We start from the raw sequence: 16,521 nt of genomic DNA on the forward strand, positions 1-16,521 counted from the left end.
TAGAAAGAAACGGATTCACGCCCCTATGAACACTTCTTTGTTGCCAGTTAAGAAAACATCGTTGCGACTGTCCGTCTTGCTTGGGTTGTTCGGGCTTGGTGGGAGCGTTGGCGGATTTGCCGGGGCAACTGAATCGGCCGTCCCCGACGAAGTAAACGCAGCGCAGCACTTAGCGTTTTTTGAAAACAAAGTTCGTCCGCTGTTGGCGAGCAAATGTGTGCAGTGTCATGGTGAAGAACAACAAAAAGGTGAATTGCGTCTCGACTCGATCGACGCGATGACCCGCGGTGGCGAAAGTGGAGCGGCAGTCGTTCCGCACAAACCGCAGGAGAGTTTGCTGGTCGAAGCGATCAACTATGAATCTTTCGAGATGCCGCCAGAAAAGCAACTGAAGGCGGAAGAAATCGAAGTCTTGACCCAGTGGGTTAAACTCGGTGCCCCTTGGCCGCAGGCAGATTCTTCGCAGATTCGCGCAGCCGGAAAAACGTTTACCGACGAAGACCGCAACTGGTGGGCGATTCAGCCCGTTTCCGATCCGATGCCGGCAGGAAGTGATACGACACATCCACAGTGGGCCAATCAATGGGCCGAAAATTCAATCGATCATTTCGTCGCAAAGCGATTGGAACAAGCCGGATTGAAACCGGCCGCGCAAGCCGATCGCCACGAATTGGTCCGACGCGCTTACTTTGATTTGCATGGGCTTCCGCCTACACCGGAGCAAGTCGACGCATTTGTGAATGATCCGAAACCTGACGCATGGCCGCGTTTGGTCAAGCAGTTGCTGCAAAGTCCTCGCTACGGTGAGCGATGGGCACAGCATTGGTTGGACGTGATTCGATATGCGGAAAGCGACGGTTACCGGGAAGATGCGTTTCGCCCCGATGCAAGTGTCTTTCGCGACTACGTCATTCGTTCGTTCAACAATGACAAGCCCTTCGACCAGCTGATTCGCGAGCATATCGCTGGCGATGAGATTTCGCCGGATGATCCAGACGCGTTCATCGGAACCGCCTACCTGCGTCACGGTGTCTATGAGTGGAATCAACGTGACGCCCGAATGCACTGGGACCTGATCGTCAACGAAATGACTCGGGTGACCGGGGAAGCGTTCTTGGGCATCGGGATCGGATGCGCCCAGTGTCACGACCACAAGTTCGATCCGATCTTGCAGAAAGACTACTTTGGCTTGCAGGCGTTCCTGTCTTCGGTTTCATGGCCCATGGATAAGCCGCTTGCCGATGCCGAACAGATTCGACAACACAACGAGCAGCAAGCGATCTGGGAAAAAGCAACCAAGTCGATTCGTGACGAAATCCATGAATTAACAAAGGTGGCGATTCAGAAAGCACGTGATAACGCGGTCGTGCAATTCCCTGACGATGTCAAAGCGATCTATCACAAATCTGAATCCGAAAAGACGACTTATGACAAACAGTTGTCGTATCTAGTTGAACGGCAGGCAGCCAGAGCGGCACGCGGCGTCGACTTTGAAAAATCACTGAAAGGAAAGCCAGACGATCTAAAGCGATACAAAGAGCTTCAGGATGCACTGAAAGAATTCGATTCGATCAAGCCCAAAGAGTTGCCAACCGCATTTATCGCGGTCGATCATGGTCCTCAGCCAGCACCGACTTATCTGGTAACACGGACGTCGAAGACGGAAGTTCAACCCGCGTTCTTAGAACTGCTGGGGCAGGCACCGCCCGAGATCGAATCGCTTGAACATTCCACTGGTCGGCGAACAGCTTTGGCAAACTGGATCGCTGATTCGAAGAACCCGTTGTCGACGCGAGTGATCGTCAATCGCATTTGGCAACGGCACTTCGGTACCGGAATCGTGCCAACGCCAAATGATTTTGGAACGTTAGGTGAACTGCCAAGTCATCCCGAATTGCTGGATTGGTTAACCGTCCGCTTTTTGGAAGGTAAATGGAGGATCAAAGCAGTTCATGAGCTGATCATGATGAGTGCCACCTACCAGCAAACTTCGGCTCGTGAGCCTTCCGATGAAGAGTTGAAAGTAGATCCCAGCAATCGTTTGCTGTGGAGTTATCCACCGCAACGGCTGGATGCCGAACAGGTTCGTGACGCGATGTTGGCTGTTTCTGGTGAGTTAAAGCAGCGAGAGGGCGGTGCATCGGTTGCAGGTAGTTCTCCTTATCGAAGCGTCTTCGTCAAGAAACTTCGCAACAAACCAGACGAAATGCTAGGCGGGTTTGATGCGCCACTGGGATTCGAATCAGCGCCGGATCGCGTTTCCACAACAACTCCGCTGCAGTCTTTACTGTTGATCAACGGACAATGGAGTGTGCAACGCTCACAGGCTTTCGCCAAACGTTTGCTCGGACAGCAAAAGCAAGCGTCTCCAGAATTGATTCAAAGCGCTTACCGCCTAGTCTACGGTCGATCGGCGACGGATAGCGAAGTCAAAGCCGCCTTGGAGTTCATTGTATCTCAAGCGGTGTCGATTGAAGAGCATGCCCCGTTGACGGTTCCAAAACCAAAGTACCCGGACGAAAATGGGTTGCGGCCCATCACGCAGCACTTTGGCAATGTCGATCAAAGGTTGCTTGGCGACAAAGCATTGTGGATCCAGCCTGAAAGTCGGTTTGAGCGGCTAAGGTTGAAACAGTCTGAAGGCTTGGCAGATCAATTCACGGTTGAAGCGATCGTTTGTTTGGACCGCGTTTATTCCGACGCGAGTGTCAATACACTGCTGTCACGCTGGGATGGGAACCAATCCGTCGGCGGTTGGAACATTGGAATCACCAGCAAGAAGTCTGCCTACACGCCACAGAATTTCATCGTGCAATTGGTCGGTCGAACCTTTCAAGACGAGGCCAAATATGAAGTGGTGGCGTCAGGATTAAAATTCCCCTTGGGAAAACCAGTCTATATCGCTGCAGCAATCTCGGCGACCGCCAGTGGTGACAACCCAACGTCCGGTACCGTGACGTTCTACATGAAAGATCTGTCGGATCCGGATGCAACGCTTCAGTCTGCGACCGTCGAAACGGATATTGTCAGCCATGTTCAGAATCCAAAATTGGATGTGATCGCCGGTGGCAGGCAGTCCACTGGCCATCTGTGGGACGGTCAAATGGCAAGGCTGCTGGTTAGCGACGGAGTCCTGACTCAAGAACAATTGCTGGTCAATCAACCGGACTCGACTTTGGTACGGTTGTTGGACTGGAAGTTTTCAGGAACCAACGGCGAGCAACCGGCTCCCAATACCGTTTGGTATCGACCGGCTAAAAAGCAAGATAGTCACGGCTATTCGAGCAAGCTTCATGCGGCAGTCACTGATTTCTGCCACGCTCTGTTTAATTCAAATGAATTCCTTTACCTGCACTAGCGAAGCGGGAAGCCCGTTCCATCGTCTGTGTTCACGCGGTGCATCGATCCAACAATGACCGCCACAAGCTAACTCATTCGCTTCGTTCACCCGTATCGTCGCGATAAAAACTCCGGAAAGAATCGCTCTGGAAAGAATCTATGAGATGCAACAATATTGACAAGCTTCATTCCCGGCGTGAACTGCTGACTCGTGCCGGATGCGGGTTTGGTGCACTCGCCTATGAGGCAATGTCCGGCGAGCGTTTATTCGGTGCAGAGACCGCGAATCCGGCATCGCAAAAGATTACCAATCGATTAGGAACGGCCAAAAACGTCATTTGGCTGTTTATGGAAGGTGGCCCCAGTCACATCGATTTGTTTGACTACAAACCTGCTGTGAACGAATTGGCGGGCAAGTCATTGCCCGACAGTTTTGAGAAGCCCGTCTTAGCGATGGGCGAAATCAATGCGCCGATTTTGGAATGCAAGCGAAAATGGCAGCAGTGTGGCGAAAGCGGATTGTGGATCTCTGATTGGCTTCCACACCATCAACAAATCGCGGATGAACTGTGCGTGATTCGATCCTGTGTTTCGGACGGGATCAATCATGCCGGTGGCGTCTGTCAGATGAACACCGGAGCTGTCTTTGGGGGCAGGCCGTCGCTTGGAGCGTGGGTATCCTACGGTCTTGGTAACCCAACGGAAAGCTTGCCGACGTTTGTCGTCATGAAAGATAGCTCTTCAATGGTCGTCAACGGAGTACGAGCTTGGGGATCAGGGTTCATGCCATCGATGCACCAAGGCGTCCTGTTCGAAACGGGTGATGAGCCACTGCGTCACCTGAACAACCCTGCCGGAGTTTCGCAGCAACAGCAGCGTAGCAAGTTGGATTTCATTAACCAATTGAATCGCCAGCACTTTGAAGGTCGACATTCCAATACAGAGCTAGAAGCACGTATCCAGAGCTACGAACTGGCTGCCAAAATGCAGGCGGATGCCCCCGTCGCGATCGATATCGACAACGAACCCGAGCACATTCGTTCGATGTACGGATTGGATCAAAAGGAAACCGAAGTTTATGGACGTCAGTGTCTGCTAGCTCGGCGACTGGTCGAACGTGGAGTCCGGTTTGTGCAGTTGTATTCGGGAGCCGGGAGCAAGTGGGACAGCCACAGCAATATCGAATCGAACCATTCACGTTTGTGCGGAGGAGTCGACAAGCCGATTGCCGGTTTGATCGCAGACTTGAAGCAACGCGGGATGCTGGAAGATACGTTGGTCATCTGGGGCGGCGAGTTCGGACGAACGCCGATGAGCGAAAAGGGCAATGGCCGTGATCACAATCCGACCGGATTCACTATGTGGATGGCCGGCGGTGGTGTGAAGGCCGGTCAGGCTGTCGGCGCAACAGATGAACTGGGGTTGCATGCGGTGGAAGACCGACTGCACGTGCACGACATTCATGCGACGATCATGGGACTGTTGGGCATGGATCACAAAGAAGTCGTGTACATGCACAAAGGCCGTCCTGAACGAGTCGATCTCAATGAAGGTGAGTTCTACAAAGGGATACTCGCCAAGACGTAAACACAATAGACCTTCATCCAACCTCCCGCCTGCTGGCAAGCATCCCTCCCCGCCTTCCCACCAACTGACTGCCCAAGAAGATCCTGATTGCCCGATCACAAGTTCTTCCATCTGTTGAGGAGTCCACGGTTATGTCAATCAATCTTGTCGCCGTCTTGTTCGCCTTTGCAACGACTGTCGGTGAATCTCCTGTTGCCCAGTGGAGCTTCGATGGCGAGTCCGTTGAGTCGGTCAGCAACCATGGTGACGTTCGTCGTGACATCGCCGGGCCACGTCCTCCCGAATTTCCGGATCTTGCCGAAACGAATACTGCGATCGAAGTCAGTGCCTCTGCATATGTCTCGATCCCAGACGAAGGACCTGAAAGCCGATTTGATTTTGCCAACGGCGACGAACTGACATTGGAAGCCTGGGTCAATCCGCAGCGATCGGCCGAGGGACAACCGGTTTACATCATTGGCAAGGGGAGAACGGGTTCTGCAAAGTTCACGCGTGATAATCAGAACTGGGCGTTGCGGATTATCAATCGTAAAGGCAACGCACACATCAGCTTTCTCTTTGCGACAAAGTTGTCTGGTAGCGATCGACACTGGCACCGGTGGACGTCGAATCGAAGTTTTCCGATCGGTACCGGATGGCACCATGTAGGCGTCTCGTATCGGTTTGGGATGCCGGAATCGATCCGTGGCTGGGTCAATGGAAAGCCTACCGAAGGCAAGTGGGACATGGGAGGAATCACGACCGAACCGCCCATCAATGATGACGATGAAGTGCGTTTAGGCGTCAGCTACGCGGGCGGTCTGGATCAGATCATGATTCATCGAGAATTGCTTGACGATCAGACGATGCGGCAACGCTTCCATCGAGTTGGCGAGCCACGGGTTATCGAGCCACAACCCGAAGTCATGCCACGGATCGCATCGATCCCAAACGGAAAGGTGGTGGTTCAACTTTGCGAGCGATTGCCCGCGGTCGATCGCTGGTTGAATAAGGGCGAGCAATGGCCGGAGGAAGCATCACGTTGGTACGGTGAATCGTTTCTGCTTCCCCGCATTCCTTTGCATTTCGATTCTTGGGGAATACGTGACGCTTGGGGAGCTCCGTTGTTGTTGCGCATGGCGGGTGATGTCCAGTTGCCAACAGGAACTCACCAGTTCTTGATCCGATCGCGAGCGATGAGCCGACTTTGGATCGACGGTGAACTTGTGACTCGAACCGATTCCGTTTCTCGAAAGCCACCTGATGGCGAAGAACCTGTCACCCCGCGGGCCGAGCCACCGCTGCCCGGTGTTCGTCCGCACGGATACAAACAACAGGAGGCTTTTGGCGAGATCACGATCGATGGATCGTCGGGACAGCCTCTCAAGACATGCCGTGTGGTATTTGAAGTCATCGTCGGTGGCAGCGGGCATCGCACCGAAACAGGTGAAATCTGTGTCGCAATGCTGAATGCAGAAGGCGATGGCTATGACCTGTTGGCGACGACCGAGACGCATATTCCTTTGTCGAACGAAATTGTCGAACCACTGCTGGAACGAATCGAAACCGAATTAGTCGACTTCGATCAGCAAAGCCAGCACTTGGCTGCGAAGTCGCAGGATGAATTCTGGATCAAACGCCAACAGATCGCACATCAGTGGATCGAGTCAAATCGTCCCAAACGAGACCAGCAGCTTTCCAGTCATCCGATTGATCATTTCATCGAATCGAAAATCCGAAACCGTCGACAACGCCAAACCGATATCGATCCTGATCTAGCGAGTCACTTCAACGAAAACGTCCTTCCGATTTTGCGTGAGGAATGCTTCCGCTGTCATGGTGAAAAAGAAAAAGGTGGGCTACGTCTGAATTCGCGTGAAGAATCGCTGTTGGCAGGTGATTCTGAAATCCCCGCTGTCGTTCCAGGTGATGTCGAAGCGAGCGAATTGATTTCGCAAATCCGCTCGGGCAACATGCCACCGACCGAGGAAGGGCTTAATGCAGACCAAATCGCGACGTTGGAAACCTGGGTTAGCAACGGAGCGGTTTGGCCGAGTCCGCCCTTGGACGAGGAAGCGATCAAGATCCCCTCGGTCATTGACGATGCATCATTCTTACGGCGAGCTTACTTTGATTCCGTTGGTGTGCCGCCAACGGCTCAGGAAGTTAAAGCTTTCTTAACTGACACGTCAACCGACAAACGACAGCAGCTCATTGAGCGTTTGATTGAAGATCAACGATTCGCGGATCGGTGGGTCAGTTTTTGGATGGATCTTCTCGCCGAGAACCCTTCATTATTAAACGCATCGCTCAATAGCACCGGTCCGTTCCGTTGGTTTTTGTACGACTCACTTCGTGACAACAAGCCGATTGATCGCATGGTCACCGAATTGATCATGCTGCGTGGTGGTGCAGCTGAAGGCGGAAGCGCCGGTTTCGGCTTGGCGGGTGAAAACGATTCGCCGATGGCCGCAAAAGGCCATATCATCGCGTCCGCTTTCTTAGGAATCGAACTGCAATGCGCTCGTTGTCATGATTCGCCGTACCACAGCACGACTCAAGAGGATCTTTATTCATTGGCGGCGATGTTCAGTCGCAAACCAATCAAAGTCCCCGCCACAAGTCGAGTCCCCGCTGCGTTTTTTGAAAATCAAAAGGTGCGCAAGTCGCTCATTCAAGTATCGCTTCCGGCCGATCAGGCTGTCACGCCGACTTGGCCGTTTGCAGAAGTCACCGGGGTGGAAGATGGTCCCGAAATAGATCGACTGGTTCGATCGAGCAACGATACCCGCGAAAGACTCGCGGCGTTAATCACGGCACCACAGAATCAACGATTTCCTCAGGTGATCGTAAACCATGCATGGAAACGATTGATCGGTGCTGCGATTGTCGAGCCGGTTCACGATTGGGAGGGCAACTTGGCCAGTCATCCGAAGCTGCTGCAATGGTTAGCGGATGACTTTGTGTCCAGCGGATATAATTTTCGTCGACTCATTCAACAGATCATGGATTCGGATCTGTACCAGCGTCAGGCCATCGGTACGAATCAAGTGGCCACTGCGGAGTCGCGGTTTTTCAATGCTCCTGATCGACGGCGTTTGAGTGCAGAGCAAATTGTCGACGCGCTACATCAATCGACAGGACACACGATTTCGGTGGAAGAGCTAACCTTCGTCCATGACGGACGACGTCCTTTGGGGGCAAGGCAAACGCTGGGAACGCCGACTCGGGCGTGGATGTTCGGGGACTTAAAAAATGAGCGTGATCGGCCCAGTTTGTCTCTGCCAAAGGCTCGAGCTGTTGCCGATGTTTTGGAAGCCTTCGGTTGGACGGGGGCAAGGCAGATGCCGATCGCCGAGCGAGACCAAGAGCCAAATGTATTGCAGCCTGGTGTGCTGGCGAACGGTGTGCTGGCAAGTTCGCTAACTCGCATTTCAAACCGAAGCGTTCTTGCAGAGTTGGCGATCAATGAGGATTCGCCCGAAGAGCTTGTGGATCAACTCTTTCTTCGTTTCCTCAGTCGACATCCCAATGCTGAAGAGCTGCACGTGTTCTCCTCTGCGATCGCCGAGGGCTATCAGCAGCGGATCTTACCGGCAAACGAAATCACCGAAGTGTTGGTCGCGAAACCACTGCCGCAGGTTGATTGGTTCAATCACCTTCGCCCCCAGGCCAATGAAATTCAGCTTGAAATTGAAAAGCGTGTTCAAGCCGGACCGCCTGCCGACCCGCGTTTCATCTCCGCATGGCGCGAAGTCTATGAAGACGTCGTCTGGAGCCTGATCAACCATAGTGAGTTCGTTTGGATTCCATAGCCAAAGCAAACCAAGATGAAAAAAGAAAAACAGCAAGAACTCAGCCGTCGAGCCTTACTTCGGCGAAGTGCGGCATTGGGTAGCCTTGCGTTGCCGTCGCTGGGGATTGCGAATGATGCGGGTGGCAATGTCCAAGGTGAGCACTCGCATCAGCAACCGAGCATTTCGGGAAACGCAGAACATGTGATCTCCATATGGTTGGGTGGAGGCATGGGGCAAATCGATACCTTTGACCCCAAAGAAAAAGGAGATCCAAAAGCGAACCGCCCCGGCGCCTACTATGACTCCATCGAAACATCCCTCGACGGAGTTCGCTTGTGTGAACATCTTCCGAACGTGGCTCGGTTGATGGAACACGTCACCGCCGTTCGCAGCGTCAATCATGACATGATCGACGAACATGCCGCGGCAACCAATCGAATGCACACGGGGCGCGCGGTCAGTGGAACCATCACCTATCCATCGATCGGTTCGATTATCGCACATGAACGCGGCGCCGCATCGGATACGGCACCACCCTATGTCTTGATTGGCTATCCCAATGTGACACGCGGGCCAGGTTTTTTGGGAGCCAAACATGGCTACCTGTACCTCACCGATACCACAAAAGGGCCTGCAGGATTGTCACGTCCGGAGGGCATCACGATGACGCGGCAGCAGCGTCGGGAGCACTTCCTTGCAACGCTTCGACAACAAGCGAAAAATGCACGAGGTCCATTGATCAATGACTATGAACAGGTGATTGATCAAAGCTTGAAGCTGAGTGGCCCCGAATTCAACCGCGTCTTTGAACTCGACAGAGAGCCTAACAGTCTGCGAGATCAATACGGTGGGGAGTTTGGTCAGCGATGCCTTTTAAGTCGACGATTGGTCGAACAAGGTGTGCGTTTTATTGAGGTCTCGCATAACCTGAACTTCCTAAATGGATCTGGATGGGATGTGCACAACGGAGGGATTCTACAACAGCACAAGCTGATCCAAGAGATGGACATTGCCGTTGCGACATTGATAGAAGATCTCCAGTCCAAGCGACTGTTGGACAAAACGTTGATCATGATTACCACCGAATTTGGACGTCCACCGGAATTTGACGGTGGTGGCGGGCGAGGTCATCAAGGCACTGCATTCACCTGCGTCCTCGCAGGCGGAGGGCTGAACCACTGTGGTGCCTTTGGCGAAACCGATGAGCGTTCGCAAAAGATCTTACAAGATCCCGTCAGCGTCCCAGATTTCTTCGCCACGGTTTGTGCGAGCGTTGGGGTGGACTACCAAAAGAACCTCTACGCCGGCGACCGTCCCGTCCCCATCACCGACCGCGGGCGGCCGATCAAATCGTTGTTGATCAGTTGATTCGGCGAACGGATCGAATGCCTTGCCGGTATGGCTCAATGCCATGTTTGACTTGAACGATTGCAGCGAGGACGTTTTGCGTACATTTGATTGGCAAAACGGTCACTCGGACTGCGAATGTGCAAAGGATTCGGTCTTGATCAACGATCGGTACAGACTTTGCGATCTTCGTTGATTGACAAGGGGCGATGCTTTTCAATCAACGGGGTCAGCACAATGGTTATCTTTGGAATCTCTACCAAGCAAAAAGTCGAGTCAGCTGGCGAATTTACTTGTCCCGCATGCACGACAAAAACGTCTTGTGGACGAGTAGTGATCGCGCGCTACTTCACACTGTTCTTTATTCCAGTACTTCCGTTGGGGCGTACACGAACACATCGCTTTGCATGCCGACGGTGTGGAAGCGTTTATTCCGAAGCCGCGGTTGGACACCGTCCGACAACCATCGGACTAAATGGGTAGCGATGTGGCTGGTCAATTTACGACCAATCGCAAGCGTCGTTCCGTGCTTGATAGCTTTGGCATGCAATTCGCATAGCAGATGATTCGAAGTTGCTCATCGACGAGCATCCCCAAAAGTCCGAATCATGCGTCTTCGACGCGTTCCCCGATTGTATGCGTCAGCGCATTGAATGAGGGTGAGTTGTGCGCAACGGCTTTCAAGGCCATGAGACTGGCGGGGTAAATAAAACGCGGTGTCAAACCTGACTTTGTTCAGTTTGACGCAGAAAAAGTTAACCAACGATAGTCAGTAAAGGAGATTCCACGATGTTGATTCCAATTCTTGGTTGGATGCTTTTCGGTCTGTTTATCGGTGCCATCGCAAGACTTTTGGTTCCCGGCCCCCAGTCAATGGGTTTGCTAATGACAATGATGCTTGGTGTCGCGGGATCTTTCGCGGGTGGCTTCGTTGCCTACCTGATCTTCGGCGGTACACCATTCCAAGCTGCGGGCTGGATTGGCTCCCTCATCGGCGCGGTTGCACTTTTAGTGATTGCCGAACGAACCAACCATCGCACAACCGCGTAACTCAAACACGCGACGCCAATTCAGAATCTGGTGGAAAGCGATCTGGCCCGGTGGGTGACATTGGATTGATGTCACCCACCGGGCCTTTCGTTTTTTCAATTGTGCGGAATGGCTACTTATCTCTTTCGATTGTTATTCCGCCGCTGCGGCCCAGCAGGGTCATCATCCTCTGGAACGCCGAACTTTTCTCTCGCGGCGGTCAATTGCTGCCGCAGCTTTTGCTGGACATCGCTGTAGTCCGTGCTGCCGTAGACGCTTTGCAGTTCGTTCGGATCTGATTTCAAATCGAACAATTCCCAATCATCGATCGTTTTCCCTTCGAGCGCATAGTAGTGAATCAGCTTGTGTGTTCCATCAGTAACACCATAGTGCCGAGCGACGTTGTGCGCACCAGGGTTTTCGTAGTAGTGGTAGTAAAACACCTGCCGCCAATCATCGGGCGTTTGACCTTTGAACAGTGGCACCAACGAACGGCCTTGCATGTCGTCTGGGACCGGTTGTCCGGCGAGGTCTAAAAACGTTTCGGCAAAGTCGAGATTCGAGGTGATGTCGTTGTTGACCGAACCGGGCTGGATCACACCCGGCCAACGAACCAGCAGCGGCGTGCGCAGCGATTCTTCGTACATCCAGCGTTTATCGAACCAGCCATGCTCGCCGAGGTACCAACCTTGGTCGGAGGAGTAGATCACGATGGTGTTGTCGGCTAAGCCAGCTTCGTCGAGATAGTCGAGGACTTCGCCGATTCCATCATCAACGCTTTTGACACAACGCAGATAATCTTTGACATAGCGTTGGTACTTCCATTTGATGATCTCTTCTTCTGTCATCGAATCGCGAGCATCCAGGTACGCTTTATTCTTTGGTCCGTAAGCGGCATCCCAAACCTTCTTTTGCTCGGCGTTCATGTTGCCATAGCCTGACAGCTTCAAGTCGTTGTCGTTGAGGTGCTCACGGACAGTCATCGTTTGCTTGCCTGCAGATTGCGTCCGCCCTTGGTAATCATCCCAAAGCGTTTCGGGTTCTGGGACAGTGACGTCGTCGAGCCAGTGCAGGTACTTTGGCGCAGGTCGCCAGTTTCGGTGCGGGGCTTTGTGCTGGTACATGACCATGAACGGTTTGTCCTTGTCACGATCATTCTTTAGCCAGCTCAGAGTTTTGTCGGTGATGATCTCGGTGGTGTAACCAGTGTGGCTGCGAGTGACCGGCTCGCCGTCTTTTCCGGCGGTGACCATTGGCGGGTTGTAATACGGACCTTGCCCTTTCAAGACGTCGTAGTAGTCATAACCTTGTGGTGTAGTGACAAGGTGCCATTTGCCAATGATCGCCGTTTGATATCCGGCCTGTTGCAGCAACTTTGGAAATGTTTGCTGATCGCCATTGAATCGATTGCCATTGCGAATAAAGCCGTTCAAGTGGCTGTACTTGCCAGTTTGAATGACTGCGCGGCTTGGACCACAGATCCCGTTGGTCACATAACAGCGATCGAATCGCATTCCCTCGCGTGCGATGCGATCCATGTTGGGTGTCGTGATCCGCGACGGGTCGTACGCACTGAGTGCTTGGGTGCAGTGATCGTCGGTGAAAATAAACAGGATGTTTGGCTGATCGGCGGCGATCGTTGGTCGAGACAACGCGTGCCCGATGAGGCAAGCGGCTAGCCCGAGCGACAAGACATAACCGAAGCCCTGACGCCATCCTCGATTGCAAGATTCGGGAGGAAGCGACGAGCGTGTTGCAGAGAATCGCATAGATTTCGTCAATTGGGAGGGAATGAGCGGGGCAAATGGCGATCGCGATAAAGAAAAATCGCCTCCGGAAGAATCTCCATCGTACCCGCCCCACGGTACCGACGCCCAAGACCACGGACAAACTTTGGTGATCGCTGCGGCACAAACCGGTGAATCGGACGAATTGCCAGTCCCCTGCGTCCGATTGGGTCGACGAAAACTGCTTTTTGGGCCACGAATCAAGGTGCTTTCACGGTCAGATGGTGGAGTAGTAGCCGACAGCGAACTAGACTTGGACCGCTAGAAAATTGGCTCTCGCATCAGCCCACGCTGGTCCGCCTACGCCTGGACGAGCTTTTTCCCCACTGCTTATTCCCACCATGACCGTATCGCTCTCTCGCTTGTTCGCAAAAACCGTTCTTCCCGCATTAATCTTGGCCGCCGTGCCAAACGCAAACCTGTTTGCTCAGCAACACGGCAGCGAAAAAGGCCCCGCCTACACCGAGCCGCCACAGGATGATGCCAGCTATCATTTGATGGGCGAGTTCGTTGGTAAGTTCAGGAGCGGCGAGAAGAAAGGCCAAATCCTGGCGTTGCAAATCCGTCCCGTCGCTGGCGACCAATTCCAAGCGATGGCGTTCTACGGCGGGCTTCCTGGTGAAGACGGTCACGAAGCCGAGGAACTGCGATTGATCGGCCTTCGTTCAGGAGACAATGTCATCCTGTCCGGCGGACCGTGGGGGATCTTCGTCGATTCCGAAGGCTGCAACATCATTGCGTCGGACGGAAAGATGCTGGGGCGATTGAAGCGAGTCAACCGCGTCAGCCGAACCCTTGGTGCACAGCCACCTGAAGGCGCCTTGATCCTTTTCGACGGCACTTCGGTCGACAATTTCGTCGGCGCCGAAATGACCGAAAATGGTTTGTTGAAAGAAGGCGCGTTGATCTCGCCGATGTTCCAAGACTTTGACTTGCACGCCGAATTCCGTTTGCCATACATGCCAATCGCCGATGGCCAACAACGTGGCAACAGCGGGCTGTATCTGCAAAGTCGCTATGAGTGCCAAGTCCTCGATTCCTTCGGCACCGAAAAGATGTTCAACGGACTGGGCGCGCTGTACCGCATGAAGTCGCCTGATTTGAACATGGCGTTCCCTCCGCTCGTCTGGCAAACCTATGACGTGTCGTTTACGGCACCTCGATGGAACTCCGACGGCAAGAAGATCCGTGATGCCCACATCACTAGCTGGATCAATGGGGTCAAAGTCCAAGACAACGTCGCACTGCCAAGCAAGACTGGTGCTGGCAAGCCCGAAGAACCGACGTTGTCACCGATCAACATCCAAGATCACGGCGATCCGGTTCGCTTCCGTAACATTTGGATCGTGGACCGCGGTATTAGCAACGCAAAGTTCCCTGTGATCGCTTCCCAAGAACAACGCGACGCGGCCGCGGAACTGGAGTGGAATCAGCCACCGAATGAAGAGGCGACCGAAGAAGCCGAATCGGAAGAGCAAGTGACTGAAGAAAAGCCAGCCGAAGAGCAGGCCGCCGAGGACGAAGCCGCCGAAGAAGCGTCTGGCGAGTAAGGCAGACGCTTCGTGAAAGCCATGTTATGCGGCTTCGCTGCGAAGACTCTTTTCGATCGTCGCCGCGTCGAGAGCGACAATCTTGATCCCATGTGTTTTGGCGAGACGTAGTGTCTCGTCACGTTCGACCAAGATCGTCATACCTGCTTCGATGACGATCGTCTTGCCACCGTTTTCGGCCACCCTTTCGATCGTTTGTGGGCCGATCGTAGGCACGTCAAACCGCATGTCCTGGTTCGGCTTGGCAACCTTCACCAATGTCCATCCGCCGCGACGGCAGAGCTGGCCAGTTCGCTCGATGCACGAATCGGTCCCCTCAACTGCCTCGACGGCTAAAACGGTCGAGTCTTTGATCGTGATTGATTGGCCAATATCCATGCCTCCCATCTGCTTGGCAACGTTCCAGCCGGACACCGCATCACGGTGTTCACGTTGATCCAATGGCGCTCCGGCGAGCTGACCTTCCTTGACCAACAGCTCGGGTGCAAAATCGGTTGCAGGGCAGACGTTCATTTTGTTTCTGGCGTAGGTTCGGGTCACGGACAAAAGCAAACTGTCGTCGCGTGAATCACGACGCTTTCCCAGCAGACAAGGACCAAAGGTACGGATCGCGGTCAGGTCGGGAAAGTGCTTGATCCAGACGCTGCCCTGGAACAGCAAGTCCGATTTAAAAAGCTTGCCTGCCATCGTGACGTCCTGTACGTCGTGACGACGAAAGTACCGCACATGGGCACCGATCTTGCCGACGCCAGACCATTTGACGTGATCACAAATCGATTCCAACTCTGGACTCGCATGACCAGTAATTGCGATGCAACAAACGCGCCCACCGGCGCTAACGATTTCTTCGGCAACTTGCACGGGAAAGGAGCCCCAGCCGGCGATCAGTCCGACGGGTTTGGGCTGGCCTTCGGAAGCCAACATCCCGCGTGAAAAGAAACTTCGCACCAGATCTCGTCCGTAGCTTTGGCGTTTGACGTTACGTTCCATTGCACTAGGCAGCACGCTCGTTGACGACACGAGAGCTAGCGTGATCGTCCGCGTCACTGCCATCGGTCAGCTCGCGAAGCTGTGCAGTCAATTCGGCCAACTGCTTTTTCAAGGACTTGAGTTCGCGCCGCATGTCAGGCAGCTTGCGCTGGAGCGCGAAGATTTGCATTTGATCACGTTGAGGCATCGCGGGAGCACCCAAGTAAACCTGGCCGCCTTCGCAGTCGTCCATCACGCCAGCTTTTGCGCCAACGATGGTTCCGTCGCCAAGTTTGATATGGTCTTTTAAACCGACCTGCCCGGCCAAGATCACGTGATCACCGGTGCTGCAGGACCCTGCGATACCGACTTGGCTGCAGATCAGATTGTGCCGCCCGATCTGGCAGTTGTGTGCAATCATGACTTGGTTGTCGATCTTGGTTCCTTGACCGATCCGTGTCGCGCCATAGGTGCCACGATCGATGGTGACGCCAGCACCAACATCAACGTCCGATTCAATTTCGACATACCCAAGTTGACTGGCCGGCATGTGCCGACCATTTTCGAATCGATAACCGAATCCGTCCGCGCCAATCGTCGAACTTGCGTGGATGACAACACGATCACCAATCTGTGTGTGTGAATAGAGAGTGACGTGAGGATGCAACACACAGTCGTTACCAATGCGGCATCCGGGCATCACCACAACGCCGGGCATGATCAGCGTTCGCTCGCCGACGACGACGTCACGACAGATCGTCGCTGTCGGATGCACCTTCGCTGAACTGGCGATCTTGGCGTTCGAATCGACTCCAACACCGGGCAAATTGGTCGTGATGGGGGGCCGGAAGTGGGCGACGATCCGAGCAAATGCAGCGTGCGGTTGATCGACAATGATTTGCGGACGATCGCAATTTTCGAGACGCGCCTTCGTGACAACCGCCAACGCGGTGATGGGTCCGATCTCTCCGACAGGCTGGACGACCAAGGTGATCTCTGCTTCGGTGGCGAGGTCCAACGGATTTGCACCCTGGCAGATCAAGGCACCATCACCATGCAAGGTACCTTCAACCAGTTGGCTGAGCTCGTCCAATCGAATTGCCATGGCGACTTCCTTTTCGCTGTTGCTTCTGTTTT

General features: G+C 53.7%; 11 protein-coding genes. 8 read left to right on the forward strand and 3 right to left on the reverse strand.

From position 1 onward, the window contains the following. The first annotated feature begins 25 nt into the window (after positions 1–25). From CGZ80_RS26175 to CGZ80_RS26205, 6 genes are all read left to right on the forward strand, one after another. Positions 26–3,358, forward strand: a complete 3,333-nt coding sequence (locus CGZ80_RS26175; RefSeq protein WP_158222857.1) for a PSD1 and planctomycete cytochrome C domain-containing protein — start codon at positions 26–28, stop codon at positions 3,356–3,358. A gap of 140 nt (positions 3,359–3,498) precedes the next feature. Further along, positions 3,499–4,926, forward strand: coding sequence for a DUF1501 domain-containing protein (locus CGZ80_RS26180; protein WP_094418640.1), 1,428 nt, complete (start codon positions 3,499–3,501; stop codon positions 4,924–4,926). A 131-nt stretch (positions 4,927–5,057) separates the two neighbouring features. Beyond that, complete coding sequence (locus CGZ80_RS26185) at positions 5,058–8,720, forward strand: DUF1553 domain-containing protein (protein WP_094418641.1); 3,663 nt, start codon at positions 5,058–5,060, stop codon at positions 8,718–8,720. A gap of 15 nt (positions 8,721–8,735) precedes the next feature. Further along, positions 8,736–10,070: a DUF1501 domain-containing protein gene (locus tag CGZ80_RS26190; protein ID WP_094418642.1), complete on the forward strand. Its 1,335-nt coding sequence runs from the start codon at positions 8,736–8,738 to the stop codon at positions 10,068–10,070. A 216-nt stretch (positions 10,071–10,286) separates the two neighbouring features. Continuing rightward, the gene (locus tag CGZ80_RS29300) at positions 10,287–10,532 is read left to right on the forward strand and encodes a zinc-ribbon domain-containing protein (RefSeq protein WP_158222858.1); all 246 of its coding nucleotides are present in this window, start codon (positions 10,287–10,289) and stop codon (positions 10,530–10,532) included. Positions 10,533–10,838: 306 nt separating this feature from the next. After that, positions 10,839–11,099, forward strand: a complete 261-nt coding sequence (locus CGZ80_RS26205) for a GlsB/YeaQ/YmgE family stress response membrane protein (protein ID WP_094418645.1) — start codon at positions 10,839–10,841, stop codon at positions 11,097–11,099. A 116-nt stretch (positions 11,100–11,215) separates the two neighbouring features. Here CGZ80_RS26205 and CGZ80_RS26210 read toward each other — a convergent pair whose 3' ends face one another. Next, on the reverse strand, positions 11,216–12,847 hold the full coding sequence (locus tag CGZ80_RS26210) for a sulfatase (protein WP_094418646.1): 1,632 nt from the start codon (positions 12,845–12,847) through the stop codon (positions 11,216–11,218). 22 nt (positions 12,848–12,869) lie between these two features. Between CGZ80_RS26210 and CGZ80_RS26215 the strand changes: the two genes are divergently transcribed. Then, positions 12,870–13,130 (forward strand): hypothetical protein, encoded by a 261-nt coding sequence (locus CGZ80_RS26215; RefSeq protein ID WP_094418647.1) that lies wholly within the window; start codon positions 12,870–12,872, stop codon positions 13,128–13,130. Positions 13,131–13,206: 76 nt separating this feature from the next. After that, positions 13,207–14,415 (forward strand): DUF1080 domain-containing protein, encoded by a 1,209-nt coding sequence (locus CGZ80_RS26220; RefSeq protein ID WP_094418648.1) that lies wholly within the window; start codon positions 13,207–13,209, stop codon positions 14,413–14,415. 24 nt (positions 14,416–14,439) lie between these two features. Here the strand turns inward: CGZ80_RS26220 and CGZ80_RS26225 are convergent, their stop codons facing one another. Continuing rightward, a complete protein-coding gene (locus tag CGZ80_RS26225; RefSeq protein WP_198953798.1) occupies positions 14,440–15,339 on the reverse strand; it encodes an LpxI family protein in 900 nt (299 codons plus the stop codon). A gap of 70 nt (positions 15,340–15,409) precedes the next feature. Next, complete coding sequence (gene lpxD, locus CGZ80_RS26230; protein ID WP_094418840.1) at positions 15,410–16,489, reverse strand: UDP-3-O-(3-hydroxymyristoyl)glucosamine N-acyltransferase; 1,080 nt, start codon at positions 16,487–16,489, stop codon at positions 15,410–15,412. Between the last annotated feature and the right edge of the window lie 32 nt (positions 16,490–16,521).

Source organism: Rhodopirellula sp. MGV, assembly GCF_002251265.1.
Taxonomy (GTDB): Bacteria; Planctomycetota; Planctomycetia; order Pirellulales; family Pirellulaceae; genus Stieleria; species Stieleria baltica_A.

Bases quoted from the DNA above. Each gene is read 5' to 3' on its own strand.
- CGZ80_RS26175 (WP_158222857.1), top strand. From the start codon at position 26: ATGAACACTTCTTTGTTGCCAGTTAAGAAAACATCGTTGCGACTGTCC.
- CGZ80_RS26180 (WP_094418640.1), top strand. From the start codon at position 3,499: ATGAGATGCAACAATATTGACAAGCTTCATTCCCGGCGTGAACTGCTG.
- CGZ80_RS26185 (WP_094418641.1), top strand. From the start codon at position 5,058: ATGTCAATCAATCTTGTCGCCGTCTTGTTCGCCTTTGCAACGACTGTC.
- CGZ80_RS26190 (WP_094418642.1), top strand. From the start codon at position 8,736: ATGAAAAAAGAAAAACAGCAAGAACTCAGCCGTCGAGCCTTACTTCGG.
- CGZ80_RS29300 (WP_158222858.1), top strand. From the start codon at position 10,287: ATGGTTATCTTTGGAATCTCTACCAAGCAAAAAGTCGAGTCAGCTGGC.
- CGZ80_RS26205 (WP_094418645.1), top strand. From the start codon at position 10,839: ATGTTGATTCCAATTCTTGGTTGGATGCTTTTCGGTCTGTTTATCGGT.
- CGZ80_RS26210 (WP_094418646.1), bottom strand. From the start codon at position 12,847: ATGCGATTCTCTGCAACACGCTCGTCGCTTCCTCCCGAATCTTGCAAT.
- CGZ80_RS26215 (WP_094418647.1), top strand. From the start codon at position 12,870: ATGAGCGGGGCAAATGGCGATCGCGATAAAGAAAAATCGCCTCCGGAA.
- CGZ80_RS26220 (WP_094418648.1), top strand. From the start codon at position 13,207: ATGACCGTATCGCTCTCTCGCTTGTTCGCAAAAACCGTTCTTCCCGCA.
- CGZ80_RS26225 (WP_198953798.1), bottom strand. From the start codon at position 15,339: ATGTTGGCTTCCGAAGGCCAGCCCAAACCCGTCGGACTGATCGCCGGC.
- lpxD (WP_094418840.1), bottom strand. From the start codon at position 16,489: ATGGCAATTCGATTGGACGAGCTCAGCCAACTGGTTGAAGGTACCTTG.